The following is a 26199-nucleotide window of genomic DNA, read 5'->3' as shown; positions in this document are numbered from 1 at the left end:
GCTAGCGGGGAAGACCCTCACAGTACGCCTCTGAACGGCGACTGGCCGGCAACGCCACGCGGGGCGGCACGTGGCGGATCAGGCCAGGACGGGTGGCTGCGACGACAGGGACAGCACCTCGTCCTCGAATGTCGCCTGCTCGACCTTCAGAGCGCTGACCTCGCGCTCCAACTCGGCGACGCGGGCACGCAAAGACACCAACTCGGCCAGCAGCCGGGGGTCGTACTGTGCGCCAGGGGTATAGACCGCCTTGGCCATCGGAGTCCTCCGTACAGGGTTGGACAGGGCGGCAAGGGAACAGCGCCCCATATATCAGGCTGACATAACGCATCGAGCATCGTCAAGCAGAACACGCCGGTTGCCGCTGGCAGCGTGGACATCGGTAGGAGGACCGGTTGGCGAACGGTTCCCGCACGATGGGTGCACCGCAACGCGGGCAGGGCAGCCCCGCGCGACCGTACGCCGACAACTCCCGCTGGAAGTAACCGCTGCTGCCGTTGACGTTGACGTAGAGCCGGTCGAACGAGGTCCCGCCGGCGTCCATCGCCTGCCGCATGACCGCGGCGGCTGCGTCGAGCAGCATGCCCACGCGGCGCGCGCTGAGCGCATCTCCTGGGGTGCGCCAATGCACGCGGGCGCGCCACAAGGCCTCATCGGCGTAGATGTTCCCGATGCCGGACACGACACCCTGGTCCAGCAGTAAGGCCTTGATCGGCGCGCGTCGCCTGCGGATCGTGTGCACGACGCGGGCGCGGTCGTACCGTGCGGAGAAGGGGTCGGGCGCGATGTGCTGCAGCGACAACGGAAGACCGTTCTCCAGCGGTTCCACCCACATCCCGCCGAAGGTGCGCTGATCGTCGAAGAGCAGTGGCAGGCCGAGGTCGAAGGTGATTCGGGTGTGGTCGCCCGGCGCGGCCTCCACTCGGAACTGGCCCGACATGCCGAGGTGGCCCACCAGTGCGGCGTCACCGATCGGCCACCAGAGGAACTTCCCGCGCCGGTCCACGTGCGTGAGTTGGACGCCCAGCAGGCGCGACTCGAAGTCGCGGGGTGATCCGGGGTGCCGGCGTACGGCCCGGGGGTGCCGGACCTCGACCCCCGCAATGGTGCGCCCGGCCGTCCAGTGCTCCAAGCCGCGTCGGACGACCTCGACCTCCGGCAGCTCAGGCATCGTCGGCGAAAGCCTCGCGCACCTCGTCGAAGGCGGTCTGCGCGGCCTGCTGCTCGGCCTGCTTCTTCGTGCGGCCCTGCCCATGGCCGAAGAGTCGGTCGCCGACGCGCACTTGTGCGGTGAACATCCGGGCGTGGTCCGGGCCGTCGCCGGTGACCAGGTACTCCGGCGAACCCTGGCCCAACTGGGCGCTGAGTTCCTGCAGGCTGGTCTTCCAATCCAGTCCGGCGCCGAGTTCCGGCACCGTATGCAGCAGGTCGTCGAACAGTCGCAGGATGAACTCCCCCGCCCCGGCAATCCCCGCCTGCAGGTAGACGGCGCCGATGATGGCCTCGAGGGCGTCTGCGAGGATCGACGCCTTTCCGCGCCCGCCGGTGCCCTCCTCGCCGCGACCGAGCAGCAGGTACTCGCCGACGCCGACGGCGCCCGCTATCCCTGCCAACGACTGCGCGTTGACCAGCGCGGAGCGCATCTTCGCAAGTTGCCCTTCCGGAAGGTCCGGAAAGGAACGGAAGAGGTGATCGGTGATGACCACGCCGAGCACGGAGTCGCCGAGGAACTCCAGTCGCTCGTTGGTGGGGATCCTGCCGTTCTCGTAGGAGTACGACCGGTGCACCATCGCCAAGGGCAACTCCTCGGGCATGCTGGACAGCCCGAGCCGGTGCACCAGCCCGGTGAGTTCGATCCCCGTCACCCTCGCGCCGCCGCGATCAGACGTCGAGGACGCGCCGCTTGGCGTAAGTGCCGCACTCCGGGCACGCCGTGTGCGGGAGTTTGGGCATGCCGCACTGCTTGCACGTGGCCAGCGTCGCCGCGGAGGTCTTCCACTGCGACCGGCGGGACCGGGTGTTGCTGCGCGAGGTCTTGCGCTTCGGAACGGCCACTTACTTCTCCTTGGATACGTCGGCCTGCTCGGTGAGCAGGCCGTCCTTGAGGGCGGACAACGCCGCCCAGCGGGGGTCGGATGAATCGTGATGGTGCTCGGGGTCGTCTGCCAGCCGCGCCCCGCACTGCGGGCACAGACCGGGGCAGTCGGGATCACACAATGGTGCCTGCGGCATCTCCAGGATCAGCCCGTCCCGGATCGCCGGATGCAGATCCAGTGACTCCCCCTGCAGATGGGGGCCGAGCTCACCGAGGTCGTCGACCTCGGCCTCCTGCGCGGTCCAGGCGTACAACTCCTGCAGGTCCGCGGCCAGCGGCACCCGCACCGGGTCCAGGCACCTGCTGCACACCGCATCGGCAGTCGTGGTGGCGGTCCCGGTCACGAGGATCCCCTCGCGCACCGACTCCAGCATCACCTCGGCGCGTGCCGGCTCGGCCGGGTCGACGGTGACGACCGCCGTCGACACTCCCGCGCCGGCAGGTTCGGTGAGTTCGATGCGCTGGTAGGCCCCCGGTTTGCCGATCAACCGGCGCACGTCGACCACGAACGGCGCACCGGCGCTGGTCGTCATCGGCATGTCCTTGGGCTCGTCGGGGGCGCAGCGTCGTCGGGATCAGGGCATGCCGACGATCGCGCTACAGCGCCGCTGGACCCCAGGGTATCAAGCCTGCCGACCGCTGCGCCGACGCCCACCGACCAGATCCCCGGCAACCTCCGGGTCCTGGGTGAAGTCGTAGATCCCGCCCTCGCCCTCCGGCGGTGGTGCGGCCGACGCAGATCCGGCGTTGCTGCGTCGCCGCCCACGACCGATCTGATCCAGGGCCGCCCGCAAGGTGTCCTCCAGGTTGGCCAGGCGTTTGTCCACATAGATGTCCGCCTCGGCCCGAACGCGTGCGGCATCGCTGTCAGCCTGTTGACGCAGGGCCTTCGCCTGCCGCTCGGCCTCCAGCCGGATGGTGTCCGCCGCCACCAGTCGCTCAGCCTCCGCGCGGGCACGGTCCACCGTGCGCGCCGCGTCCGACTGGGCCTGGGCCAGGACCTGGTCGACGTCGGCCTGGCCACGTGACATCAGCGCCGCGGCTTCGTTCTCCGCGCGCGTCAGCGTCGCATCCGCGTCGTCCTGTGCCGCAGCGATCCGTGACTCCGCTTCCCGGGCAGCATCCTCGAGGACGTCGTCGCGGTCGGCGAGGATCGTCGCCGCGTCGCGCAGGGACGCAGGCATGAGGGCCCGCACCGCCTCCAGCAGCTCCAGTGCGATGGTGCGGTTGATGACGCAGGAGTCGGACAACGGGACGCCGCGCGCGCCTTCGATCAGGTCGACCAGGTCATCCAGTCGTTCGTAGACCTCCATGCGGGCCTCCCAACTCTCTCACCCAGTATTAGCCACACGTTCGAGCAAACGGTCGTTGACCACGCCGGGCAGCATGTTGGAGACATCCCCGCCGTACGTGGCGACCTCCTTGATCAGCGAACTGGACAAGTACGAATAGAGCGGGTTGGTCGACACGAAGACGGTGTCCACCCCGGACAACTGGTAGTTCATCTGCGCCATCTGCAACTCGTAGTCGAAGTCGCTGACCGCCCGCAGGCCCTTGACGATCGCCTGGATCCCGCGGTCCTTGCAGAAGTCGACCAGCAGCCCGTGGAAGGAGCCGACCACGACGTTGGGGAAGTCGGCGGTGACCTCCTGCAGCAGGCCGATGCGTTCCTCGACAGTGAACATCCCCTGCTTCTTCTTGTTGATGAGCACGGCGACGACCACCTCGTCGAACAGGTTGCTCGCCCGCCCCACGATGTCCAGGTGACCGTTGGTCACGGGGTCGAACGACCCGGGGCAAACCGCTCTGCGCACCGTTGGGCTCCTCGCGCTGGGATCTAGGCCTTCCGGTGACGGTACCAAACCGCCCGCTGCACATGGGTCCCCCCGAAGCGGCGACTCCACGCGTCGTCGAAACCGTCGGGCCATCGAGGCGGTTCGCTGGTGGCGCTGCGTTCGACGACGACCACCGCACCGTCGGCCAACCACCCGCTCGTCAGCGCCGCCAGGATGTCCTCCACCGCGCCCGTGGTCAGTTCGTACGGCGGATCCAGGACCACCAGGTCGAACTGCTGCGCCCCGCCGGTCAGGTAGGACTGGACACTGGCGCGCCGGACGGTGGCCCCGGGCAACGACAAGGTCCGGATGTTGTCGGCGATGACGCGCGCGGCCGCTGGCGACTGCTCCACCAGAACGACCTGGTGAGCTCCCCGGGACAGCGCTTCCAGACCCAGGGCCCCGGAGCCGGCGAAGAGGTCCAGGACGCGGGCCCGGCGAGGTCCACGACGCTGGCCAGCGACGCGAACACCGACTCCTGACCCTGTCGCTGGTCGGCCTGGTGGCGGTCGCGGGCACCTTGAGCCGGCGCCCCCCGGCCCGCCCGGCGATGATCCGGGTCACGTCTTCTCCACGTAGTCGGCTCCCGCGGATTGCCACCGGTTGACCATCGCGCGCAGCGTCGCATGCTCTCGCAGGCCCGGGTCGCGGGCGAGCAGATCGGCCACATCGGCGCGCGCCTGCTCGATGATCTGCTCGTCACGGATGACCCGCAGCAACCGCAACCGGGTGAGCCGGCCCGACTGAGCGGTGCCCAGCACGTCACCCTCCTTGCGCTGTTCGAGATCGATGCGGGCCAGGTCGAAGCCGTTGGTCGTGGCAGCGACCTTCTCCAACCGTTCGGTGGCCTCGGGATTGCGGGTGCACAGCAGGCACAGCCCAGGCAGGTCCGCCCGGCCCACGCGACCGCGCAACTGGTGCAACTGGGAGACCCCGAACGACTCGGCGTCGAGGACGACCATCACGGTCGCCGACGGCACATCCACCCCCACCTCGATGACGCTGGTGGCCACGAGCACGTCGATCGCATCGGCGGTGGCCGGATCGGCCGCGAACCGCCGCATCACATCGGACTTCTCCGCCGCCGGCAACCGGCCGTGCATCACACTGACCCGCACACCCGCCAGCGGGCCGTCGGCGAGTTCCTCCGCGGTCTGCAGGACACCCCGGGTGCTCTCCGGGGTGGGGAAGTCGAGTTCGGCGAGGTCTTCCGGCAGGTCAGGGTCGGGCTCGAAGGTCGCACCGTCACCGATCCGGGGGCACACGACGTAGACCTTGCGCCCGGCGGACACCTCTTCCACGACCCGCTCCCACGTGCGCTCGGCGTGGCGGGGGGCCAGGGACTCGTTGACCACGAACGTGCTCACACCGGCACGGTTGGCCGGCAGTTCGCGCAGCGTCGTGACATCCAGGTCACCGAACACCGTCATGGCCACCGTGCGCGGGATCGGGGTCGCCGTCATGACCAGCAGGTGGGGCCGCGACGCGCCGGCGCCGCGATCGAGCAGGGCGGCCCGCTGTTCCACCCCGAAACGGTGCTGCTCGTCCACGACCACCAAGCCCAACTCTGCGAACTGGACCGCCTCACTGAGCAGCGCGTGGGTGCCCACGACGATCCCCGCCTGCCCCGAGACGATCTGCAGCAGGGCATCCCGGCGGGCCGCCGCACCGGCCGACCCGGTCAGCAGCACCACCTGGGTGCCCTGCTCGCCGCCCAGCAGGGTCCCGGCGTGGGCCAGTTCGCCCAACAGGGCGCTGATCGAGGCGTGGTGCTGCTGGGCCAGGACCTCAGTGGGGGCCAGCAGCACCGCCTGTCCGCCGGAGTCCACGACGGTGGCCATGGCCAGCAGTGCCACCAGCGTCTTCCCTGCGCCCACCTCCCCGTGCAGCAGACGCTGCATGGGTGTCGGCTCGGCCAGGTCCGCCCGGATGGCGGCCACGGCCTCCTGCTGGCCGGTGGTCAGGGCGAACGGCAGGCGGTCCTCGATGGCTGCCGCCAACCCTCGGAGGGAGCCGGGGCGCGCCGTGGCGCGGCTGTGTGCCATCGCCTGGCGCCGCAGTGCCAGAACGGTCTGCAGGACGTAGGCCTCCTGGTAGGTGAACCGGCGCCGCGCCGGTTCGACCAAGTCCAGTGACGTCGGGGTGTGCAGCGCCTGGAAGGCCTCCTGCTGGCCCAGCAGTGCGCGCTTCTGCCGGGCCAGTTCGTCCACCGGGTCCTCCGAGAGATCCACGGCGTCCAGCACCAACTTCACGGACTTCCCTACCCGCCAGGAGGGGATGCTGGCCGTCGCCGGGTAGATCGGATTGATGGTGGCGAGGAAGGCTTCCACCTCCTCGGCGTCGTCACCCACCCCCTTCGGAGACATCACGCACATGGGGTGCGCCAACTGCAACTGGCCGCGGTATGCGCCGACCTTCCCGCTGAACAAGCCGACCCGGCCCGGTCGCAGCATCTCCTCGAAGTGCTGGATGCGGCGGAAGAAGGCCAGATGCAGGTCGTTGCGTCCGTCGGTGATGACGGCGTTGAGCATGCGGCCGTTACGGGTCGACCGGGTGCTGGCGTTCTTCACGCGGGCCAGGACAGTGGCCACATCACCGACGTGGAGGCCGCCGATGTCGGTGAGCCGGGTCATGTCCTGGTAACGGCGGGGGAACACCCACAGCAGGTCCTCACACGTGCTGACGCCGTGCGACTTGTGCAGACTGCCCGCACTGCGCCCGCCGAGCACGTCCGCCAGCGGTGATCCGAGGTGCGCCACGCTATTCCACGCCGATGATGACAGGCCAGTACGGCTGTCCGCCGCTGACGACCTCCAGGTCGACCATTGCGGCCCGCAGGTGCTGTTCGACCGCGCCGACCAGGTCCGGCGGCGCCTCGGTCCCCGTCACCAGCGTGACGAGTTCGGAGGTGGTGCTGCTCATGCGGTCGATCACCCGCAAGGCGACATCCTCCACGGAATCGCCGATCTCGACGATGTCGCCGTCGACCAGACCCAGGACGTCGCCGATCTGGCAGCGACCCGCGGTGGTGATGGCCTCCTTGCTGGCCACCGTCACCCCGCCGTACCGGGTCGCGCTCGACGCCCGCGCCATGGTGACCACGTCATCGTCGAAGCTGATCGACGGGTCGTGCACCGCCACTGCGGCCAGCGTCTGCACCACGGAACGACTCGGCACCACCGCCACGCGGATGTCGTCGTCGCGTAGAAACTCCGCAGCCGCCTTGGCCACCGGAGTGGAGTCGGAATCCGAGGGCAACAGCAGTGCCTCGCGGGCACCGCAGGATGTCACTGCGCGCACGAAGTCACGCGTGCTCGGGCGTCCCTTGGGCGGGGTGCGCACGGCCACCGCCCCCGACTCCTCCAGCAGTTCGGCCACGCCGGGCCCATGGGCCACGGCCACCACCACCCGGGTGATCTCGCGCGGAAGGTGGCGTTGCTGCTCGATCAGGTCGGTCACCGCGATCCGGTGCGGACGCCCCGCATCGATGCCTGCCTCCACGGATGCGCCGATGGTGTCGGTGTGCACATGTACGTTCCACAGCCCCCCGCCACCGACGACGACCAACGAGTCACCCATGGCATCCAGGCGGGTGCGCAAGGCGGGTATGCCGTCGTCCTCGGCGTCGAGCAGGTACATGACCTCATACCGCGGTCCCGTGTACTCCCCGTGTGGCATCGGCTCGTGCGCCACGACCACGGGCTCGGGCTCGTCGGGGTGCACCTCGCCGGTGAGCACCTCGACCAAGGCATCCAGCACCACGACCAAGCCCTTGCCGCCGGCGTCCACGACCCCTGCATCGGCCAGCGCCTGCAACTGGGTCGGCGTCTTGGCCAGAGCGCGGTGGGCGTGCTCAGTGGCGGCCCTCGCCACCTCCGCCACACCGGCGTCCCCGTTGGCTGCTGCCCCCTCCGCCGCCGCCCTGGCCACCGTCAGCACAGTGCCCTCGACCGGTCGGCTCACGGCCGCATACGCCAGATCGGCGGCGCGCGCGAGGGCTGCCACTAAGGTCTGCCCGGTGGGCGCGTCAGTGGTCGCAATGACGTCGGCCAGCCCTCGCAGGAGTTGGCTGAGGATCACCCCGGAGTTGCCCCGGGCCCCCAGCAGAGCCCCCCGCGCCATTGCGTCAGCCGTGGGGCCGGGCACACTGGCCGGGTCGGTCACCTCGGAGGCCGCCAGTGCGGCGGCCTCCACGGTGAGGTACATGTTGGTCCCGGTGTCGCCGTCGGGGACGGGGAACACGTTCAGCGCATCAATTTCCGCCCGCCGCTGGGCCAGCGCTTGCTGACTCAGACGCATCCAGTTGCGCAGGGCGGTGGCGTCGAGGGTGACCTCGCTCATCGCTTCAGGCTCCTCCCTGCGTCGACGTCATCCAAGGGTAACGGGGGCGGTGGGCACATGAGGGAGCATCGGCTATCCTGGGGAGGATTGCGCGCGCCCTCGACGTCGCGCACCACGACGATCAGACGTTCACCTAAGGAGTACCTGTGGCTGCCAACTGCGATGTCTGCGGCAAAGGTCCCGGCTTCGGCCACAACATCTCCCACTCGCACCGCCGCACGAAGCGCCGCTGGAACCCCAACATCCAGTCCGTGCGCGTGCTCGTCGGCAAGGCACCGAAGCGCCTGAACGTGTGCACCAGCTGCCTGAAGGCCGGCAAGGTCACCCGCGCCGTCTGAGGCCCGATGCACCCGCCCTGCGGGGCGACCTTCTGAGGTTCTCGTCTCTGGGTCCGGCCGTCACTGTCGTGCGCGTGCCCGATCTCTACATCTTTGCCGACTGACCCGGAATCAGTCCCGGAAGTGGTCGAACCCCGGTGCCCCGATGTGCCGGTATCCCGGCACCTCCACGCCACTGCCCTCGACGATCTCACCGATGGCGACGAACCCGCTCGGCAGCGCGGTCCCGGCCGGGAACGTGGCGGCCAGCGCGTGGTCGTCCCCACCGGCGACGACCCAGCCCAGCGGGTCGGCGTTGAAGGCCGAAGCGGTCTCGCGGATCTGGTCGTCGATCGGCAGCGCGTCGGTGTCCAGCACGATCTGCACCCCTGAGGCCGCGGCGATGTGACCCAGGTCCCCCAGCAACCCGTCGCTGACGTCGATCATCGCGGTGGCGCCAGCGGCTGCCGCCAGTGCACCTGCGGAGTACGGCGGGTGCGGCCTGCGGTGCGCGTCGACCACGATCCGCGGCGAGCGGAAGCCGCGGCCCAGCACGGCGAGGCCAGCCGCCGCCCACCCGAGGCGGCCGCAGACAGCGACCACGTCCCCCGGCCGGGCACCGTCACGACGCACGAGCCGGGAACCCGCCGGCACCCCCAGCGCGGTGACCGAGATGGTGACCGACGACGCCCGGGTGACATCCCCGCCCACCACGGCCGAGCCAAGGTCGGCGGCTTCGGCGACCAGCCCATCCATCACACCCAGCACCCATTCCACCGGGGTCTCCGGCGGCAGCGCGATCGCCGCCGTCAGCGCGACCGGCCGGGCCCCCATCGCGGTGAGATCGGCGAAGTTCTGCGCAGCGGCCTTGTGCCCGATGTCTTCCGGCGAGGACCACTCGATACGGAAGTGACGGTCCTGCACGAGCATGTCCGTGCTGACCACCAGCCGCTCGTTGCTCCACCGCAGCACGGCGGCGTCGTCACCGGACGGCACCTCCACCGCGGGCGCGGACGCCAGCCGGCTCTGCAGGGCCGCGATCAGCCCGAACTCCCCGATATCGGCCACCGTCTGCCCGCTCATCGCGCCACCCACCCAGTCATCGTCGTCCCCGTCATGTCGTTGTCCCCGTGGTCAAGATAGTCTCCTAGCATCTACCGCGTAGGAGGAACCGTGGTCCAGGCCTACATCCTGATCCAGACCGAAGTCGGCTCGGCATCCAGGGTCGCCGAGGAGATCCGCAAGATCTCCGGTGTCACCCAGGCCGACGACGTCACCGGCCCCTACGACGTCATCGTTCGCGGCGAGGCGGACTCCGTCGATCAACTCGGCCAGATGGTCGTGGCTAAAGTCCAGGCCGTTCCCGGAATCACGCGCACCCTCACGTGCCCCGTCGTGCACTTGTCCTAGTCCTGTTGCTCGCGGGCTGCTCCGCGGCGCAGATCCCGGCTGCCGACCCGTCGCCGTCCGACGAGGCACCCTGTCGCGCTTTGGTCGAGGCCCTGCCACGCACACTGGACGGCGACGAGGACACCGGACGGTCGGAGTACGCCGCGGCGTGGGGTGATCCCCGCATCGTGCTGCGATGCGGCGTCGCCACACCGGCGGGCTACCAGAAGACCTCAGAAATGGTCGTGGTGAACGAGATCTCGTGGTTCGCCGAGGAACAGTCCGACGGCTACGTGTTCACGGCGGTGGGCCGCAGCCCGCTGGTCCAGGTCTATGTTCCGGACACCCATCAGACCCAGGTCAATCCCCTGGTGGACCTGGCCCCGGCCATGACTCAGCACACCGAAGTCAGCGGCCCCGCCGGTGCGGCCCCCTGAGTCACAGGTACTTGCGGAAGACCCGCACCTGAGGGGCACTCCAGTCCGTGTGGTCGTTGCGCCAGCCCTTGACGCGTTCGTGGAAGTGCGGGGAGTCGTTGACCATGCGGTGGCCGATCACGTTCTGCTTCGTGATCCCCAGTTCGGACTGCAGCCAGCGCACCAATCGCACCCCCGCCCGCCGCTGCTTGGGCCGTTGCAGGATGTTGGAGGCCGAGGACATCTCGACGAACTCGATCCCCACGGAGCGGTCGTTGATCCCGATCGCATGCCGGCACATGATGCGCAGCGGAGCGAGTTGCAGGATCGTGCCGTCCTTGTCGACGATGAAGTGCGTACACCCACCCGGCTTCTCCGGCCTCGAGCCGGCCGGTCCCGGCGAGGCGCTGTTGCTGGCGAAGAGGTTCCACGGCGAGGAGGCGGTGTTGCTGACCGTGTAGTGCAGTACGACGACCCTCGGGTCGGTCAGTTGCCAGGTCCGCACGCCGTAGTGGCGCAAGGAGTACCCGGCCATCTGCTTCTTGCGCTGCTTGCCGTAGGGAATGTACTTGACGACGATCGGCGGCCGCGGAACCACGGTCGTGTCGACCGGCGGCACCAGTGGCAGGAACATCTCGATCATCGCAGGCCCACTCCCCGGAGCAGGGCATCGTCGATGAGGCTGGTCACCACGTCACTGTACGTGCGCCCCGTGGCCTCCCAGACCAGCGGGAACATCGACGCTGACGTGAAGCCCGGCATCGTGTTGATCTCGTTGAGGATCACCCGCTCACCGGACACGAAGAAGTCCACCCGCGCCAATCCCTCGCACATCGCCACGCGGAAGGCCTCCTGCGCCACGTGCCGGATCCCGTCCACCACGGGGCTGGGCAACTCCGGGTCGATCACGAGGTCGACGGAGTCGTCGAGGGTACTTGGCCTCGAAGTCGTAGAACTCGTGGCCGGTACGCACAACGATCTCGCCGGGCAGGCTCACTTCAGGATGCGGGGTGGCCAGGACCCCCACCTCGACCTCACGCGCGTCCTGCACCCCCGCTTCGACGATCAGTCGGGGATCGTGGCGCAACGCTTCCTCGATGGCGGTGCGCAACTCGCCGGGCCCGTGCACCTTCGAGATGCCCTGCGAGGAGCCCGCGCGACTCGGCTTGACGAAGACCGGCCACCCGAGTCCCGAGATCTGCGACTGCAGGTGCGCCGGGTCGGACCGCCACTGGTCCGCGGTGAACGCCACGAACGAACCCACGTCGATACCGGCAGCCGCCATGTGTTGCTTGAACGAGATCTTGTCCATAGCCAGCGCTGAGGCCAGCACCCCCGAGCCCACATATGGCAGGCCGGCCACCTCGAACAGGCCCTGCACCGTGCCGTCCTCGCCGAACGGCCCGTGCAGGATCGGGAACACCACATCCAGTGGCACGTACTCACCGTCCACGAGCAGTCCCTTGCGGGTGTGGTCGAGCATCAGGCTGACCTCGGGTCCCCTGAGCACCTCGGGCAGCTGCGCGCCGAGCCGCAACCGGGACAGGTCCTGGTCGTCCAGGCGCCACGTCCCGAGCCGGTCGATGCCGATGCGCACGACCTCGAACCGCTCCGGGTCGAGAGCCCGCAGTACGCTGCCCGCAGACACACAACTGATGCTGTGCTCCGAACTCGTCCCTCCGTAGAGGACGCCCACACGGATCCGCGACTCAGACACGATTACGACCCTAATCCAGGAGGTTCGATGGACCGCGCAACGATCGCCGTTGCGGGTGGACGGCCCACGCCACACGCCGACGCCCCACTGAACCTCCCGGTGGAGTTCGCCTCCGCACTGGCCGCCGGTGGGGACATCGAATACGCTCGCCACGACGCCCGCAACAGTCGTGCGTTCGAGGCAGTGCTCGGCGGCCTCGAAGGCGGCCACGCGGTCCTGTTCGCCTCCGGCATGGCGGCCATCAGTGCGGTGCTGGACCTCCACGCGCCGGTCACCTTGGCCACCCCGGCCGTGGTCTACTCCGGCACCGCCGCCCTGCTGGCTTCGCGCGAGATCATCCGGGTACCCCTCGACGACCCAACCGCGCAGACGCGCTGGCTGGAGACCCCGAGCAACCCGCACCTGCGGGTGTACGACATCGCGGCGCACGCCGGGATGGGGGGCGTCACCGTCGTCGACAGCACCTTCGCCACGCCACTGGCACAACGCCCCCTGCAACTGGGCGCGGACGTGATCGTGCATTCGGTGTCGAAGTTCCTGTCGGGGCATTCCGACGTGATCCTGGGCGCGGTGGTGTGCCGTGACGCAGATCTCGCACAGCGATTCCGCGAGCACCGGGAGCTCACGGGCGCGATCGCCGGTCCCATGGAGGCCTGGTTGGCGCTGCGCGGGGTACGGACACTCGACGTGCGCTACCGGCGGGCGAGCGCCAACGCCGCAGTTCTCGCCGAGCGCCTCTCAACGCACCCCGGTGTGACCGAGGTCGTGTACCCGGGACTGCCCACCCATCCCGACCACGACCTGGCAGCACGACAGATGGACCTCATCCCGCCGCTGCTCGCAGTCATTCCGCGCGGTGGTCCGCAAGCCGCCGAATCGGTGTGCGACCGGGTCCGGGTGTGGACCCATGCGACGAGTCTGGGCGGCGTGGAGTCGACGCTGGAACGGCGGCGCCGCCACCGCCTCGAATCCGACCTCGTGGACCCAGCACTGCTGCGCCTGTCGGTCGGTATCGAGCATGTCGACGACCTGTGGAAGGACTTGGCCGCAGCGCTACCGGGCGGAGAGGCTCGGTAGCACCGCGACGGTTGCACGGTTCAGGGTCGGCGCTCGCGGCCTGCGGCCCGGCCTCAGGACAGGCCCTCGTGGCCCTGTTCGGCCTTGCGATCACGCGACATCAGGTTGGCCAGCATCTGTCGCGGGGGCATGCCGTGATGCACCACCCGCACCACCTGCTCCGTGATGGGCATGTCCACCCCGTTGCGGGTGGCCAGATCCAGGATCGACTCGCAGCTCTTGACCCCCTCACAGGTCTGCTGGGTCTTGGCTATCGTCTCGTCCACGGTGAGTCCCCGGCCGAGGTTCTCCCCGAACGTGCGGTTGCGTGACAGCGGCGAGGTGCACGTCGCGATGAGATCGCCGATGCCGGCCAGACCCAGGAAGGTCAGCGGATTGGCCCCCAGAGCTTCGCCCAGCCGCGACATCTCGGCCAGACCACGGGTGATGAGCGATGCCTGCGCGTTCTCGCCGAAACCCAGACCGTAGGCCATGCCGTTGGCCAGCGCGATGACGTTCTTCACCGCTCCGCCGAGTTCGGCGCCGATCACATCAGTGGTGTAGTACGGGCGGAAGTACGCCGTGGTCGTCGCCTCCGCGAGGTTCTGTGCACGCCCCTGATCGGCGCACGCGACGGTTGTTGCCGCAGGCTGCCGCTGGGCGACCTCACGTGCGAGGTTCGGCCCGGAGACCACCGCCACCTGCGATTCGGGGAAGCCGGTCACCTCAGCTATGACCTGGGACATACGCATCACGGTGCCCAACTCGATGCCCTTCATCAAGGACACCAAGGTCGCGTCAGGGTTCAGGTACTCCTTCCACACCGACAAGTTCTCCCGCAGCGTCTGGGAGGGGATGGCCAGGACCACGATCTGCGCCCCCCGCAACACCCCCACCGGATCCCCACTGGCCCACATCGACGGCGGGAGTTCGATCCCTTCGTGGTAATGGTCGTTCCGATGGTTCTGGTTGATGTCGTCAGCCACGGCAGGCTCCCGCGCCCACATCGCCACATCCCCGCCAGCATCCGCCAGCACCATCCCGAACCCGGTTCCCCAAGAACCACTTCCCATCACTGCGATGCGTCGCATCTAACTCTCCTCTGTTTTGTCAGTCTCACGCGCCTGCCGCCAGGCCTTGTAGTCGAGTCGTCCGGGCGGCGCCTTCTCGCCACGGATGTCCTCCAGTAACTCGGTGATCCGGTCGATGATCCGGGCGGTAGCAGCGGCGAGGACCTCGGAGGTCAGCGACTCTGCCCGCAGGTCGTCGAGGTCGACCGGCGGCCCCACCTGCATGTGCATCGTCTTCCGCGGGAACACCTTGAACTCCTTGACGTAGGGACCCATCACGTATTGCGCGCCCCACTGTGCGATCGGGATGACGGGTGCGCCGGACAGCAGGGCGATCCGGGCCGCCCCGGTCTTGCCACTCATCGGCCACAGATCCGGGTCGCGGGTGATCGTCCCCTCCGGGTAGACCACCACCGCCTCCCCGTCGTTGACCGCCGCCACCGCGGCCTTCACGGACTCCGCAGCGTTCTGCGTCTCCCGCAACACCGGAATCTGTCCGGCACCACCGATGATCTGACCGACTCCGGGGACGTGGAAGATCGCCTCCTTTGCCAAGAACCGCGGCGACCGGCCGTTGTTCCACAGGATGTGGGCCAGGGGATCGGGTCGAACCACGACACGTGGTTGGAGACCACAACGATGCCGTCGGTGGGTGGGTAGTCCTGCCGCAGGTACTCCTCGCCGTGCCAGGCCCGCCGTGTCAGCACCGTCATCGGCGGCTTCAGGACCAAGGCCGCGAAGCGGTAGTACGGACCCAGTCTGCGGGTGCCGTGACGGGAGGACATGCTGCCGATCATCGCGCGGCGGGGTCCTGCTGTCGACCGATCCCTGCAGGCTGACACGATTGGGTGTGCAGTTCATCCTGCCCGTGAAAGGACGTCTGCGGGGCAAGACCCGCGTGGCCGCTTCGCCGGCCTTCCGGGAGGCCCTCATCGTGGCGATGTTGCGCGACTGCGTGGCCGCGGCGCTGGCCACGGAACTCGGGGAGGTCGTTGTGGTGACCCCCGATCCGGACCTGCGGAACATCGCCCGTTGCGATGGCGCCACGACCCTCGACCATGCCGGCAGTCTCAACGAAGCGATCGGCGCCGCCCTCGGCAAAGGCCGAAGTGCAGTCCTGCTGCCGGATGTGCCCGCGGTCCGCCCGGAGCACCTGCTGGAAGTACTGGCGTCCTCGGAGTCCGGCTTCGTGCCCGACCGCGCGGGCACAGGCACCACGATGCTCTTCGGCACGGATCTGGTGCCGGAGTTCGGGCCGGGTTCCGCGGCCAGACATGAAGCAGCCGGCAACCGGCGCATCATTGTGCCCGAGTGCGGACTGACGGTGGATGTCGACACTGCGGCCGACCTGGAGATCGCACGCCGACTGGGACTCGGCCGGCACACCGCCAGCGTCCTGACACACGCTCAGGGGCCGACCCGGTGATCCGGATCGGCCCCTGAGAACGCGAGTTACTTCTTGCTCGTGGGCTTCTTGGCCGGAGCCTTCTTCGCCGGAGCCTTCTTCGCGGCGGCCGTGGTCTTCTTCGCGGCGGCCGTGGTCTTGGCCGGAGCCTGGTCTTGGCCGGAGCCTTCTTCGCAGCGGCCGTGGTCTTCTTCGCAGCCGCCGTGGTCTTGGCCGGAGCCTTCTTCGCCGCAGCGGTGGTCTTCTTCGCAGCCGCCGTGGTCTTGGCCGGAGCCTTCTTCGCAGCGGCGGTGGTCTTCTTCGCAGCCGCCGTGGTCTTGGCCGGAGCCTTCTTCGCAGCGGTCTTGGCCGCCGTGGTCGTCTTCTTGACCGCAGCGGTGGTCTTGGCCGGGGCCTCCTTGGCGGCGGTCTTGGCCGCCGTCGTCGTCTTCTTGGCCGAAGCCGCGGCCTTAGCCGGGGCCTTCTTCGCGCTGGCCTGCGCCTGCTTGGCACGGGCCTGGGCCTTCTTCAACGCCGCGCGAGGGTTCTCCACGAAGGCACGGAACTCCGCACCTGCCTTGAACTTCGGCACCGGCTTGGCCTTCACCTTGATCGTGCGGCCGTCGAACGGGCTCTTCATGGTGCGCGCATTGCGCTGGATCTGCTCGAAGATCCCGAAGCCGCTGATCGCGACCTTTTCGCCCTTGGCCACCTCGCTCTTGATGGTCTCGATGACCGCCTCAACAGCCTCTGAGGCCTCTTGGCGACTGGCCTCGAGACGCTCCGCGACCGCCTCGACGAGTTCTTTTCTGTTCACGTTCTTTCCTCCGGTTGGGAGACTCGGTGCTTCGCACCCTAGGACCCCCATGGTTGGCTATGTGGGCGCCACGCCGCATTCACGATCATGGCTACCGTTCGGGTGCCTCGAACACTACCCAGGAAACGCCGTGATGTGCACCGATCAGCGCGATCTTTCCAGCGGTGCGGCACCGCCTGCGCACAGCCGTCAGGCAGTCGTCGGGAGGAAGTCAGGCCGCCGCTGCTCGAACGCAGTGATCGCATCGGCGTGCTGCAGCGTGATCCCGATGTCGTCGAGGCCTTCCAGCAGGCGCCAACGCACGTACTCATCGATGACGAAGTCCGCGACCAGATCACCTACGTGGACCTGCTTCGCCTGCAGATCCACCGTGACCTGCGTCCCCGGGGCTGCGTCGAGGATGGCCCACAGACGCTCGACCACATCCTGTTCGACCTCAGCCGTCACCAGGCCGCCCTTGCCCGCATTCCCGCGGAAGATGTCGGCAAATCGCGACGAGATCACCACCCGGAAGCCGTAGTCACTCAGGGCCCACACGGCGTGCTCGCGGGAGGAACCGGTGCCGAAGTCGGGACCCGCCACAAGGATCGATGCGGATCCATGGGCCGGATGGTTGAGGACGAAGTCCGGATCCTGCCGCCAGGCGGAGAACAGTGCGTCCTCGTAGCCGGTGCGGGTGATCCGCTTGAGGTACTCGGCCGGGATGATCTGGTCGGTGTCGACGTTGGAGTGGCGCAGCGGCGCAGCCACCCCTGTGTGACTCGTGAACTTCTCCATGCTCAGACCTCCACCAGATCGCTCGGAGCCGCTAGATGACCGGCCACTGCAGTGGCGGCAGCCACCTGCGGGGAGACCAAGTGGGTCCGCCCGCCCGGTCCCTGCCGGCCTTCGAAATTGCGGTTCGACGTCGACGCGCTGCGCTCCTGCGGGCGCAACTTGTCGGGGTTCATCGCCAGGCACATCGAACAACCGGCGTTACGCCACTGCGCACCGGCGGCTTCGAACACCTTGTCCAGGCCCTCGGCCTGCGCCTGCAGCCGGACCTTGACCGAACCGGGCACGACGAGCATCGTCACCGCGTCGCTGACCTTCCGTCCGCGCAGGATGTCGGCGGCTGCCCGCAGGTCCTCGATGCGACCGTTCGTGCAGGACCCGAGGAAGACGGTGTCCACCGCGATGTCCTTCAGCGGCGTGCCCGGCTCCAGGCCCATGTACTGCAGCGCCTTGCGGGCCGCTGCCTGTTGTGTGGGTTCGGCGAAGTCATCCGGCGACGGCACGGAGGCACTCAGCGGCAAGCCCTGCCCGGGATTGGTGCCCCACGTGACGAACGGGCTCAACTGCGAGGCGTTGATGGTCACTTCCGTGTCGAATCCCGCATCGTCGTCGGTGGCCAGCGTTCGCCAGTACGCAACTGCTGCATCGAAGTCCTGCGGCGCCCGTTCGCGCCCACGCAGGTAGTCGAAAGTGGTCTCGTCCGGGGCGATCATGCCGGCACGGGCACCGGCCTCGATCGACATGTTGCAGATCGTCATGCGGGCTCCATGGACAGTTGCTCGATAGCCGAGCCGCGGTACTCCAGGACGTGCCCCTGCCCGCCGCCGGTGCCGATCTTGGCGATGATCGCGAGGATCAGGTCTTTGGCGGTCACGCCCTCCGGCAGCAGCCCCTCGACGTTGATCGCCATGGTCTTGAAGGGCTTCAGAGGAAGGGTCTGGGTGGCCAGGACGTGCTCCACCTCGCTGGTGCCGATGCCGAAGGCCAGCGCGCCGAAGGCTCCGTGAGTGGAGGTGTGGCTGTCGCCGCAGACGACCGTCATCCCCGGCTGAGTCAGGCCCAGCTGCGGCCCGACCACATGCACGATCCCCTGGTCAGGGTCACCGAGCGGCCGGATCGGGACCCCGAACTCCTCGCAGTTGCGACGCAGCGCATCGACCTGGGCGCGCGAGACCGGGTCGGCGATGGGCTTGTCGATCTCCAGGGTGGGAACGTTGTGATCCTCAGTAGCCAACGTGAGATCAGGCCGCCGCACAGTGCGGCCCGTGGCCCGCAGGCCGTCGAACGCTTGGGGGCTGGTCACCTCGTGGACCAGATGCAGGTCGATGTAGAGCAGGTCCGGCTCCCCTTCGGCCCTGCGCACCACGTGCGCTTCCCACACCTTCTCCGCCAGCGTGCGGCCCATCGCGATCTCCTTGCCATCTCACATAGTGAGATCGTAGTATCACTTCGTGGACAACTCTAACACGGTGGGAACATTGGTCAAGGCCGGGGCGATCCTGGACGCCCTGGAAGTGGGGCCACAAGATCTAGCCGGCCTCGCGGCACTCACAGGACAACCCCGAGCCACCTGCCACCGGCTGGCCACCTCACTGGTGGACCTGCGCCTCCTGACCAAGGACGGCGCCGGCAGATACACCATCGGTCCCCGCATCGCGGAGTTGCACGCCGCTGGGGGCGGCGATCGGCTGCGGACCGTGGCCCTGCCGGCGCTGCGGCGGTTGCGTGACCTCACCGGCGAAAGTGCGCAGATCTACCGGCGGCAGGGTGCGGCGCGATTGTGCGTGGCCAGCGTGGAACCGGCCACCGGCCTGCGGGACACAGTCCCTGAGGGCGCCCTGCTCACCATGGCCGCCGGCTCCGCGGCGCAGGTGCTGACGGCCTGGTCGCAGTCGGAGTCCGGTTTCCCCCGGGAGAGCCTCGCCTCGGTGCGCAGACGCGGTTGGGCGGAGAGTGTCGGCGAGCGCGAGCCGGGCGTCGCCAGCGTCTCGGCCCCGGTGTGGTCCGGCGACCGGGTGGTGGCGGCGGTCAGCATCTCAGGACCTATCGACCGCCTGAGCCGCAGGCCCGGCCGCCGGTTCGCAGGCCACGTCGTCGACGCCGCAGACCAGGTAGGTCACGATCTCGGGGCCTGAGGTGAGGACCGGACCGTACGCATCACCAACGGATGTGGGCAGCCTGAGTCCCCGGCCCGAAATACGAAAGGCCCCCACCACGAGGGTGGGGGCCTTCGACGTAGCCCCGACGGGATTCGAACCCGCGCTACCGCCTTGAGAGGGCGGCGTGCTAGGCCGCTACACAACGGGGCCGGATGAGAAGCACTGTTCTCGCTGGGGTACCAGGACTCGAACCTAGACTAACTGGACCAGAACCAGTCGGGCTGCCAATTACCCCATACCCCAAGGGTGCCGTCCGCGAAGGACAACTGTTCCAGCATACCTAGGCCGGCGACGGCACAGAAAGGCGGTCCGGCTAGCCGGACAGGGCCGCGCGCAGGCGCCGCAGGCTCTCCTCGCGACCGAGTAACTCCATCGACTCGAACAGCGGCGGAGAGACCCGGCGCCCCGTGATGGCCACCCGGACCGGCCCGAAAGCGAGCTTGGGTTTGATCCCCATCTCGTCCACCAGAACCGTTCGCAGCGCCTGCTGGATCGGGTCGGCGGAGAACTCCGGGAGGTCGGCCACCGCCCGGGCGGCCGCCGCCACCACGTCGATGCCCTGCTCGGTCAGCACCTTCTGGGCGTCGTCGGGGTCGACCTGGAAGCCGTCGCCGGCGAACAAGAAGCCGAGCATCCCCGTGGCCTGCGCCAGGGTCTCCATGCGTTCCTGGACCAAGGGCGTGGCCGCCGTCAGCAGCGCCCGATGCTCGTCGCTGATCTCTGCTCCCAGCACCCCGTCACGCTGCAGGAACGGGATCATCCGCTCGGCGAGGTCCTCGGTCTGCAGGTGGCGGATCCAGTCCCCGTTGATAGCGGTGCACTTCTTCACGTCGAATCGGGCAGGGCTGGCATTGACGCGGGTGATGTCGAAGTGCTCGGCCATCTCCTGCAGGGAGAAGAACTCCCGGTCCTCGCCGATGGACCAGCCGAGCAGCGCCAGGTAGTTCGCCATCGCCTCTGGCAGGTAGCCGTCGCGCACGTAGGTGTTGAAGGCCGATTGCGGGTCGCGCTTGCTGAGCTTCTTGTTGCCCTCCCCCATCACGTACGGGAGGTGGCCGAACTCGGGCACCGGAGCGCCGAGGTGCTCGTACATCGCCAACTGCCGGGGCGTGCTGGACAACAGGTCCTCCCCACGCAGGACGTGTGTGATCCGCATCGCGATGTCGTCCACCGGGTTGACCAGGGTGTACAGCGGCTCGCCGTTGGCCCGCACGATCACGAAGTCGGGCACGTGCTCGTCGTGGACCGTGATGTCGCCGCGCACCAGATCGTGCCAGTGCCAGTCGTGGTCGGGCATCCGCACCCGGATCACCGAAGTGCGGCCCTGCGCGTCGTAGGCGGCGATCTGCTCGGCCGTGAGGTTGCGGCACGTGCCCTCGTACCCCGGAGGCCGCCCTTCGGCCCGCGCCAGTTCGCGCTGTGCTTCGAGTTCCTCCGGGGTGCAATAGCAGCGGTATGCCTTGCCCTCGTCGAGCAACTGCTCGGCGGCACGGGTGTAGGAGTCGAGGCGCTGGGACTGCCGGTACGGTCCGTACGGCCCACCCACCCCGGGGCCCTCGTCCCAGTCGAGGTGCAGCCAGCGCAAGGTGTCGAGCAGCGCCTGGAAGCTCTCCTCGGAGTCCCGCGCCGAGTCGGTGTCCTCGATGCGGAACACGAACGTGCCGCCGTGACGACGCGCGAACGCCCAGTTGAACAACGCGGTCCGCACCATCCCCACATGTGGGTTCCCGGTGGGCGAGGGGCAGAAGCGGACACGTACGTCGTTCATGCGAAGACTCCTGAGTCGCTGACCATGTTGTCGAGGGTGCCGATGCCCTCGATCGTGACCGTCACCATGTCGCCGGTGCGCAACGGCCCGACGCCGGCCGGGGTACCGGTGAGGATCACATCGCCGGGCACCAGCGTCATGATCCGGCTGATCCACGCGACGAGTTCGGGCACACCGCGGACCATGTCGGCGGTCGTTCCGTCCTGCCGGATCTGATCGTTGACCTCGCACTCGATCGCCAGGTCGGTGGGGTCGACATCCGTGCTGATCCATGGCCCGAGCGGGCAGAAGGTGTCGAACCCCTTGGCCCGGCCCCACTGGCCATCCGTGGCTTGCAGGTCGCGGGCGGTCACGTCATTGGCGCACGTGTAGCCGAGGACCACGTCGTTCACCCGGTCCTCGGGAACGTCTTTGCACAGCCGGCCGATGACCACTGCGAGTTCGGCCTCGTGCTCGACCCGCTGGGACTGCTCCGGCAAGGCGATGACGGCCTCGGGGCCGATGACAGCGGTCGAGGGCTTGAGGAAGATCATCGGTTCGGACGGCACGTCCCCGCCCATCTCGGCGGCGTGGTCGACGTAGTTCTTCGCCACGGCGATGATCTTGGTCGGCAGCACCGGCGCGAGCAGATCCACGTCGTCGATGTGGACCTCGGCACCGGTGACCTCGATGCCGGCCACCGTCGGGAACGGAGTCCCCGCGATCTGCCGGACGATCTCCCCGTCCACGATCCCGTAACTGACATCCCCGTCGTGCCGGTAGCGCGCAATCCTCACGGGACGAGCCTACTTGCGCAGTCGCGGGCCGGTGGCCGCCGGACGTCAGTCCCCCCGCTCGACTCCCAGCAGGCCGTAGCCGAACGCGTCCTCGAGCGCCATCCACGACGCGGCGATGACGTTCTCGTGCACCCCGACGGTGTCCCACCGCCGCGTACCATCGGTGGTCCCGACCAGCGTGCGCGTGACCGCGCCGGTGCCTCTGACCCCCTCGAGGATGCGGACTTTGTAGTCCACGAGGTGCAGGGCCGCCAGCTCGGGGTAGAGCTCGGTGAGCGCCGAGCGCAGGGCATTGTCCAGCGCGTTCACCGGACCGTTGCCCTCCCCCACCGCGACCATCCGCTGATCGTCGGCGACCACCTTCACCGTCGCCTCGCTGACGACCTCGCCGTCGATGCGCTGCTCCACGATGGTGCGCCACGACTCCACGGTGAAAGGACGGGTGCGGCCGTGCTCGCGCTCATCGACGATGAGCAGTTCGAAGGAGGCGTCCGCGGCTTCGAACGTCCACCCGCGAGCCTCGAGCTCCTTGACCCGATCGACCACGCGCGCGAGCAGCGCCGGGTCCTCCGAGAGGTCGTACCCGAGTTCCTTGCCCTTCAACTCCACCGACGCCCGCCCGGCCATCTCCGTGACCAGCACCCGCATGTCGTTTCCCACCACGGACGCGTCCTCGTGGTTGTACAGGTCGTAGTTGACCTTCAGTGCGCTGGCGTGAAGCCCGGCCTTGTGCGCGAAGGAGCTGACGCCGACGTACGGCTGATGAGTGTCCGGGGCGATGTTGGCGATCTCCGCGATGGCGTGCGAGATCCGCACGGATTCGCGCAGGTGGCCTTCCGGCAGTACCTGCAGTCCGAGTTTGAGTTCCAGGTTCGCGGCCACGACGAACAGGTCGGCGTTGCCGGTGCGCTCTCCGTACCCGTTGGCCGTGCACTGGGCATGAGTGGCCCCGGCCTCGACTGCTGCCACGGTGTTCGCGATCGCGCATCCGGTGTCGTCCTGACAGTGGATGCCGAGCCGGCCGCTCACCTTGGAGTGCACGTCCGTGACGATCCGGGAGAGGCCTGTGGGCAGCATGCCGCCGTTCGTGTCACACATCACCGCCGCCTCGGCCCCGGCGTCCAGCGCGGCGCGCGCCACGGAGACCGCGTAGTCGGCGTCGTGTTTGTACCCGTCGAAGAAGTGCTCACAGTCGACGAAGACCCGGCGGCCCTGGGCCAACAAGTACCGGACTGTGTCGGTGACCATGGCGAGGTTCTCCTCGGGGGTCGTCCGCAGCGCCTCCCGGACATGCCGGATGTCGGACTTGGCGACCAGCGTGATCACCGGCGCCCCACTGTCCAGCAGAGCCGCCACCTGCGGGTCCTCGGCCACGTCCACACCGGCTTTTCGGGTGGCCCCGAACGCGACCAGGGTGGCGTTGCGCAGTTTCAGTTCATCGGCGGCCCGGGCGAAGAACTCGGTGTCTTTGGGCATGGCACCGGGCCAGCCCCCTTCGATGAAACCCACGCCGTACTCGTCGAGCAGGCGACAGATGGCCAGTTTGTCCTCCACCGAGAAGGAGATGCCTTCGCGCTGCGCCCCGTCGCGCAGCGTGGTGTCGAACAACTGGAACTGCTGGTCCATGTCAATCCTTCCAACGAAAAACCCCCGGGCCCGAGGGCACGAGGGTCAGCGCATCGGTGACGGTGTCAGCCGATGCGCCTGTCGATAATCAGCGCGGAACGCATGGGGCCAGTGTGGCACATCGGCGGCATGCGAGGGTCGCCCAGGGCGCGAGGGTCGCCTGGCATGGGTGCCGACCGGCCGCGGCGCTGGGCGAGGGATCCACCCGCCCGTCACGCCAGTTCGTACATCCAGGCGTGAGTGTCCGGGCTCTGCCCCGACTGCAGGCTGAGCAGGGCGTTGCGCAAGCGCATCGTGATCGGGCCTGCCCCGCCATCGGACACCGCCCAGGCACCGATGCGACTCTTGACCTCCCCGACCGGCGTGATCACGGCCGCCGTGCCGCAGGCGAAGACCTCGGAGATCTCACCGGATTCGCACCCGGCCTTCCACTGGGTGACGCTCACGGGCTCCTCGGACACTGAGATGCCGAGATCCTGCTGGGCCATGATGAGGATCGAGTCGCGGGTCACCCCGGGGAGTAGCGACCCCGTCAGCGGCGGCGTCACCAGTCGCGCGGAATCGCCGGTGCCGAAGACGAAGAACAGGTTCATCCCGCCCATCTCCTCGACCCACTCGTGCTCCTTGGCGTCCAGCCACACCACCTGGTCACAGCCGTGCAGGCTCGCCTCGGCCTGGGCGATCAAGGACGCGGCGTAGTTGCCTGCGCACTTCGCCTCCCCGGTTCCACCCACCGCTGCGCGAACGTAGTCCGGGGTGAGCCACACCGACACCGGCGCCACACCGCGCGGGAAGTAGGCCCCAGCCGGCGAGGCGATGAGCAGGTACTGATACTCATCCGCCGGCTTCACCCCCAGCCCCACCTCGGTGGAGAACATGAAAGGCCGCAGGTACAGCGACTTCTCGGGGTCCGACGGCACCCAGGCGCCATCAATGCGCGCGAGTTCGACCAGGGATTGGATGAACATCTCCGCGGGAATCTCCGGCATCGCCAGTCGCCGGGCAGAGGCCCGGAAACGGTGCGCGTTCTTCAGCGGCCGGAACGTGCGGATGTGCCCGTCGGCGTGGCGGTAGGCCTTCATCCCCTCGAAGATCGACTGCCCGTAGTGGATGAAGTTCGTCGCCGGGTCCAAGGAGATGGGCCCGTAGGGGACCACGCTGGGCTCGTACCACCCGCGCCCGCGGTCGAAACGGATGCTCACCATGTGGTCGGTGAAGTGTCGGCCGAAGCCGGGGTCGGCGAGGATCGCCTGCCGCTGCTGGTCGTTGCGCGGCGTCGGGGACAGTTCGATGGCGAAGTCGGTCATCCCGTCACCCGTCCCACGAGGTCGTCGCCGATCTGCGAGGTGCTGCGTACGGCGTCGCCACGCGTCGCCAGGTCTTCGGTCACCGCCTTCTCAACCGCCATCGCAGCCTCCTGTTCACCGAGGTGGTCCAGCATCATGGACACACTGAGCACGGTGGCCGTGGGATCGGCCTTACCCTGCCCGGCGATGTCCGGCGCCGAACCGTGTACAGGCTCGAACATACTCGGATTGCGGCGCGTCACATCGAGGTTTCCGCTGGCAGACAGCCCGATGCCGCCGGCGATGGCCGCACCGATGTCGGTGAGGATGTCGCCGAACAGGTTGTCGGTCACCACGACGTCGAAGCGCTCGGGCGAGGTCAAGAAGAACATGCTCGCGGCGTCGACGTGGCAGTAGTCGGTCTCGATGTCCGGGTACTTCTCAGCCACCTCTTCGAACGTCCGCTGCCACAGCGAGCCGGCGTTGGTCAGGACGTTGGTCTTGTGCACGAGCGTGACCTTGCCCCGGCGGCGGGAGGCCCGCTGGAACGCGTCGCGCACGATGCGCTCCACGCCGAAGCGGGTGTTGAGGCTCTCTTCGACCGCGATCTCGTGCGGCGTCCCCACCCGCATGGCCCCGCCGGCCCCGACATACGGTCCTTCCGTGCCCTCGCGGCACACGACCATGTCGATGTGTTCAGGGCCCTTGCCCGCCAGCGGGGTGCGCACACCGGGGTAGAGCTTCACCGGGCGCAGGTTGACGTGGTGGTCGAGCCCGAACCGTAGTCTCAGCAGCAGCCCGCGCTCGAGGACACCGGGCGGAACGCTGGGGTCACCCACTGCACCGAGCAGGATGGCGTCGTAGGAGCGGATCGACTCGAGCTCAGCATCGGGCAGGACCTCGCCTGTGGCGTTGTACCGGGCCGCTCCGAGATCGAACTCGGTGGTCTCGATGGCGACACCCGTGGCTGCAAGCACCCGCAGCGCCTGTTCCACCACCTCTGAGCCGATCCCGTCGCCGGGGATGGTCGCGATCCGATATGCCATGGGTAAAGGCTAAAGGGGACCTCGGGCACGCGAACCCACGGGCGGACAGCACCGCACGAGACACCTGCCGGCGCGTAGGCTGCCACCATGGCCGAACACCTCCTGCTGACCTTCCCCGAGACCCGGGCCACCGAGCCGGTGATCTACCGGATCGTGACCGACTTCGACGTCATCCCCAACATCCGCCGCGCGGCGATCGAGAACCACCTCGGGTGGATGGTCGTGGAACTCGACGGTGACGCTGAGAGCATCCGCCGGGCCAAGCAGTATCTGGCCGGCCAGGGCATCGGGGTCGAGCGCGCCGAGGGCGACATCGTCGAGGGCTGA

25 protein-coding genes, 2 tRNA genes and 5 pseudogenes are annotated in these 26199 nt (G+C 68.5%); 7 read left to right on the top strand and 25 right to left on the bottom strand.

The features are described from left to right. Positions 1-78: 78 nt before the first annotated feature. The 10 genes and pseudogenes from IPG68_00750 to IPG68_00705 form a co-directional block, all read right to left on the bottom strand. On the bottom strand, positions 79-258 hold the full coding sequence (locus IPG68_00750; protein ID MBK6761882.1) for a hypothetical protein: 180 nt from the start codon (positions 256-258) through the stop codon (positions 79-81). 82 nt (positions 259-340) lie between these two features. Next, positions 341-1171 carry a bifunctional DNA-formamidopyrimidine glycosylase/DNA-(apurinic or apyrimidinic site) lyase gene (gene mutM, locus IPG68_00745; GenBank protein MBK6761881.1) on the bottom strand — a complete coding sequence of 277 codons (831 nt, stop codon included), beginning with the start codon at positions 1169-1171 and terminating at the stop codon, positions 341-343. Continuing rightward, a complete protein-coding gene (locus IPG68_00740; GenBank protein ID MBK6761880.1) occupies positions 1164-1814 on the bottom strand; it encodes a ribonuclease III in 651 nt (216 codons plus the stop codon). The genes mutM and IPG68_00740 overlap by 8 nt, the downstream gene beginning before the upstream one ends. Positions 1815-1881: 67 nt before the next feature. Then, positions 1882-2055 (bottom strand): 50S ribosomal protein L32, encoded by a 174-nt coding sequence (rpmF, locus tag IPG68_00735; protein ID MBK6761879.1) that lies wholly within the window; start codon positions 2053-2055, stop codon positions 1882-1884. Then, on the bottom strand, positions 2056-2628 hold the full coding sequence (locus IPG68_00730; protein MBK6761878.1) for a DUF177 domain-containing protein: 573 nt from the start codon (positions 2626-2628) through the stop codon (positions 2056-2058). Positions 2629-2718: 90 nt separating this feature from the next. After that, a complete protein-coding gene (locus IPG68_00725; protein MBK6761877.1) occupies positions 2719-3408 on the bottom strand; it encodes a hypothetical protein in 690 nt (229 codons plus the stop codon). A gap of 18 nt (positions 3409-3426) precedes the next feature. Next, a complete protein-coding gene (coaD, locus tag IPG68_00720) occupies positions 3427-4023 on the bottom strand; it encodes a pantetheine-phosphate adenylyltransferase (GenBank protein MBK6761876.1) in 597 nt (198 codons plus the stop codon). Next, positions 3933-4494 (bottom strand): annotated as a pseudogene (rsmD, locus tag IPG68_00715) (16S rRNA (guanine(966)-N(2))-methyltransferase RsmD). The gene coaD and the pseudogene rsmD overlap by 91 nt, the downstream one beginning before the upstream one ends. Continuing rightward, the gene (locus IPG68_00710) at positions 4491-6689 is read right to left on the bottom strand and encodes an ATP-dependent DNA helicase RecG (GenBank protein MBK6761875.1); all 2199 of its coding nucleotides are present in this window, start codon (positions 6687-6689) and stop codon (positions 4491-4493) included. Before IPG68_00710 ends, rsmD begins: the two are co-directional and overlap by 4 nt. Before the next feature lies 1 nt (position 6690). Beyond that, positions 6691-8271 (bottom strand): DAK2 domain-containing protein, encoded by a 1581-nt coding sequence (locus IPG68_00705; protein MBK6761874.1) that lies wholly within the window; start codon positions 8269-8271, stop codon positions 6691-6693. A gap of 146 nt (positions 8272-8417) precedes the next feature. Between IPG68_00705 and IPG68_00700 the strand changes: the two genes are divergently transcribed. After that, positions 8418-8609 carry a 50S ribosomal protein L28 gene (locus tag IPG68_00700; protein MBK6761873.1) on the top strand — a complete coding sequence of 64 codons (192 nt, stop codon included), beginning with the start codon at positions 8418-8420 and terminating at the stop codon, positions 8607-8609. A 111-nt stretch (positions 8610-8720) separates the two neighbouring features. Here IPG68_00700 and IPG68_00695 read toward each other — a convergent pair whose 3' ends face one another. After that, on the bottom strand, positions 8721-9671 hold the full coding sequence (locus IPG68_00695) for a thiamine-phosphate kinase (protein ID MBK6761872.1): 951 nt from the start codon (positions 9669-9671) through the stop codon (positions 8721-8723). 90 nt (positions 9672-9761) lie between these two features. Here IPG68_00695 and IPG68_00690 point away from each other — a divergent pair, with 90 nt between their 5' ends. Together IPG68_00690 and IPG68_00685 are read left to right on the top strand one after the other, a co-directional pair. Beyond that, complete coding sequence (locus tag IPG68_00690) at positions 9762-9998, top strand: Lrp/AsnC ligand binding domain-containing protein (protein MBK6761871.1); 237 nt, start codon at positions 9762-9764, stop codon at positions 9996-9998. After that, on the top strand, positions 9974-10414 hold the full coding sequence (locus IPG68_00685) for a DUF3515 domain-containing protein (GenBank protein MBK6761870.1): 441 nt from the start codon (positions 9974-9976) through the stop codon (positions 10412-10414). Before IPG68_00690 ends, IPG68_00685 begins: the two co-directional genes overlap by 25 nt. A gap of 1 nt (position 10415) precedes the next feature. Here the strand turns inward: IPG68_00685 and IPG68_00680 are convergent, their stop codons facing one another. Beyond that, positions 10416-11036, bottom strand: coding sequence for an N-acetylmuramoyl-L-alanine amidase (locus tag IPG68_00680; protein MBK6761869.1), 621 nt, complete (start codon positions 11034-11036; stop codon positions 10416-10418). Continuing rightward, positions 11033-12089: pseudogene (locus IPG68_00675) on the bottom strand (D-alanine--D-alanine ligase). The gene IPG68_00680 and the pseudogene IPG68_00675 overlap by 4 nt, the downstream one beginning before the upstream one ends. 48 nt (positions 12090-12137) lie before the next feature. Between IPG68_00675 and IPG68_00670 the strand changes: the two are divergent. Next, on the top strand, positions 12138-13187 hold the full coding sequence (locus tag IPG68_00670) for a PLP-dependent transferase (protein ID MBK6761868.1): 1050 nt from the start codon (positions 12138-12140) through the stop codon (positions 13185-13187). Positions 13188-13240: 53 nt separating this feature from the next. Here the strand turns inward: IPG68_00670 and IPG68_00665 are convergent, their stop codons facing one another. Next, a complete protein-coding gene (locus tag IPG68_00665) occupies positions 13241-14257 on the bottom strand; it encodes an NAD(P)-dependent glycerol-3-phosphate dehydrogenase (GenBank protein ID MBK6761867.1) in 1017 nt (338 codons plus the stop codon). Next, positions 14258-15021: pseudogene (locus IPG68_00660) on the bottom strand (1-acyl-sn-glycerol-3-phosphate acyltransferase). 59 nt (positions 15022-15080) lie between these two features. Between IPG68_00660 and cofC the strand changes: the two are divergent. Beyond that, positions 15081-15662, top strand: coding sequence for a 2-phospho-L-lactate guanylyltransferase (cofC, locus tag IPG68_00655; protein MBK6761866.1), 582 nt, complete (start codon positions 15081-15083; stop codon positions 15660-15662). 26 nt (positions 15663-15688) lie between these two features. On the opposite strand, the pseudogene IPG68_00650 reads toward cofC, so the two are convergent. The 3 genes and pseudogenes from IPG68_00650 to leuC form a co-directional block, all read right to left on the bottom strand. After that, positions 15689-16437, bottom strand: a pseudogene (locus IPG68_00650) (HU family DNA-binding protein). A gap of 189 nt (positions 16438-16626) precedes the next feature. Beyond that, the gene (gene leuD / locus IPG68_00645; GenBank protein MBK6761865.1) at positions 16627-17214 is read right to left on the bottom strand and encodes a 3-isopropylmalate dehydratase small subunit; all 588 of its coding nucleotides are present in this window, start codon (positions 17212-17214) and stop codon (positions 16627-16629) included. 2 nt (positions 17215-17216) lie between these two features. Further along, positions 17217-18616 (bottom strand): annotated as a pseudogene (gene leuC, locus IPG68_00640) (3-isopropylmalate dehydratase large subunit). 46 nt (positions 18617-18662) lie between these two features. Between leuC and IPG68_00635 the strand changes: the two are divergent. Further along, positions 18663-19346, top strand: a complete 684-nt coding sequence (locus IPG68_00635) for an IclR family transcriptional regulator (protein ID MBK6761864.1) — start codon at positions 18663-18665, stop codon at positions 19344-19346. Positions 19347-19447: 101 nt separating this feature from the next. Here IPG68_00635 and IPG68_00630 read toward each other — a convergent pair. From IPG68_00630 to IPG68_00600, 7 genes are all read right to left on the bottom strand, one after another. Further along, positions 19448-19520, bottom strand: a tRNA-Glu gene (locus IPG68_00630). A 21-nt stretch (positions 19521-19541) separates the two neighbouring features. Beyond that, positions 19542-19613 (bottom strand) — tRNA-Gln (locus IPG68_00625). Positions 19614-19683: 70 nt separating this feature from the next. Then, the gene (locus IPG68_00620) at positions 19684-21138 is read right to left on the bottom strand and encodes a glutamate--tRNA ligase (GenBank protein MBK6761863.1); all 1455 of its coding nucleotides are present in this window, start codon (positions 21136-21138) and stop codon (positions 19684-19686) included. Further along, complete coding sequence (locus IPG68_00615) at positions 21135-21914, bottom strand: fumarylacetoacetate hydrolase family protein (GenBank protein MBK6761862.1); 780 nt, start codon at positions 21912-21914, stop codon at positions 21135-21137. Before IPG68_00615 ends, IPG68_00620 begins: the two co-directional genes overlap by 4 nt. 45 nt (positions 21915-21959) lie before the next feature. Further along, the gene (locus IPG68_00610; protein ID MBK6761861.1) at positions 21960-23540 is read right to left on the bottom strand and encodes a citramalate synthase; all 1581 of its coding nucleotides are present in this window, start codon (positions 23538-23540) and stop codon (positions 21960-21962) included. A gap of 212 nt (positions 23541-23752) precedes the next feature. Further along, complete coding sequence (locus IPG68_00605) at positions 23753-24847, bottom strand: branched-chain amino acid aminotransferase (GenBank protein MBK6761860.1); 1095 nt, start codon at positions 24845-24847, stop codon at positions 23753-23755. Next, complete coding sequence (locus IPG68_00600; GenBank protein ID MBK6761859.1) at positions 24844-25872, bottom strand: 3-isopropylmalate dehydrogenase; 1029 nt, start codon at positions 25870-25872, stop codon at positions 24844-24846. Before IPG68_00600 ends, IPG68_00605 begins: the two co-directional genes overlap by 4 nt. An 87-nt stretch (positions 25873-25959) precedes the next feature. Between IPG68_00600 and IPG68_00595 the strand changes: the two genes are divergently transcribed. After that, positions 25960-26199: an NIL domain-containing protein gene (locus tag IPG68_00595; GenBank protein ID MBK6761858.1), complete on the top strand. Its 240-nt coding sequence runs from the start codon at positions 25960-25962 to the stop codon at positions 26197-26199.

The organism is Micrococcales bacterium (assembly GCA_016703125.1).
Taxonomy (GTDB): domain Bacteria; phylum Actinomycetota; class Actinomycetes; order S36-B12; family UBA10799; genus JADKAV01.
Note: the sequence above shows the minus strand (reverse complement) of the source record. Positions and strands in the feature narration are given on the sequence as shown.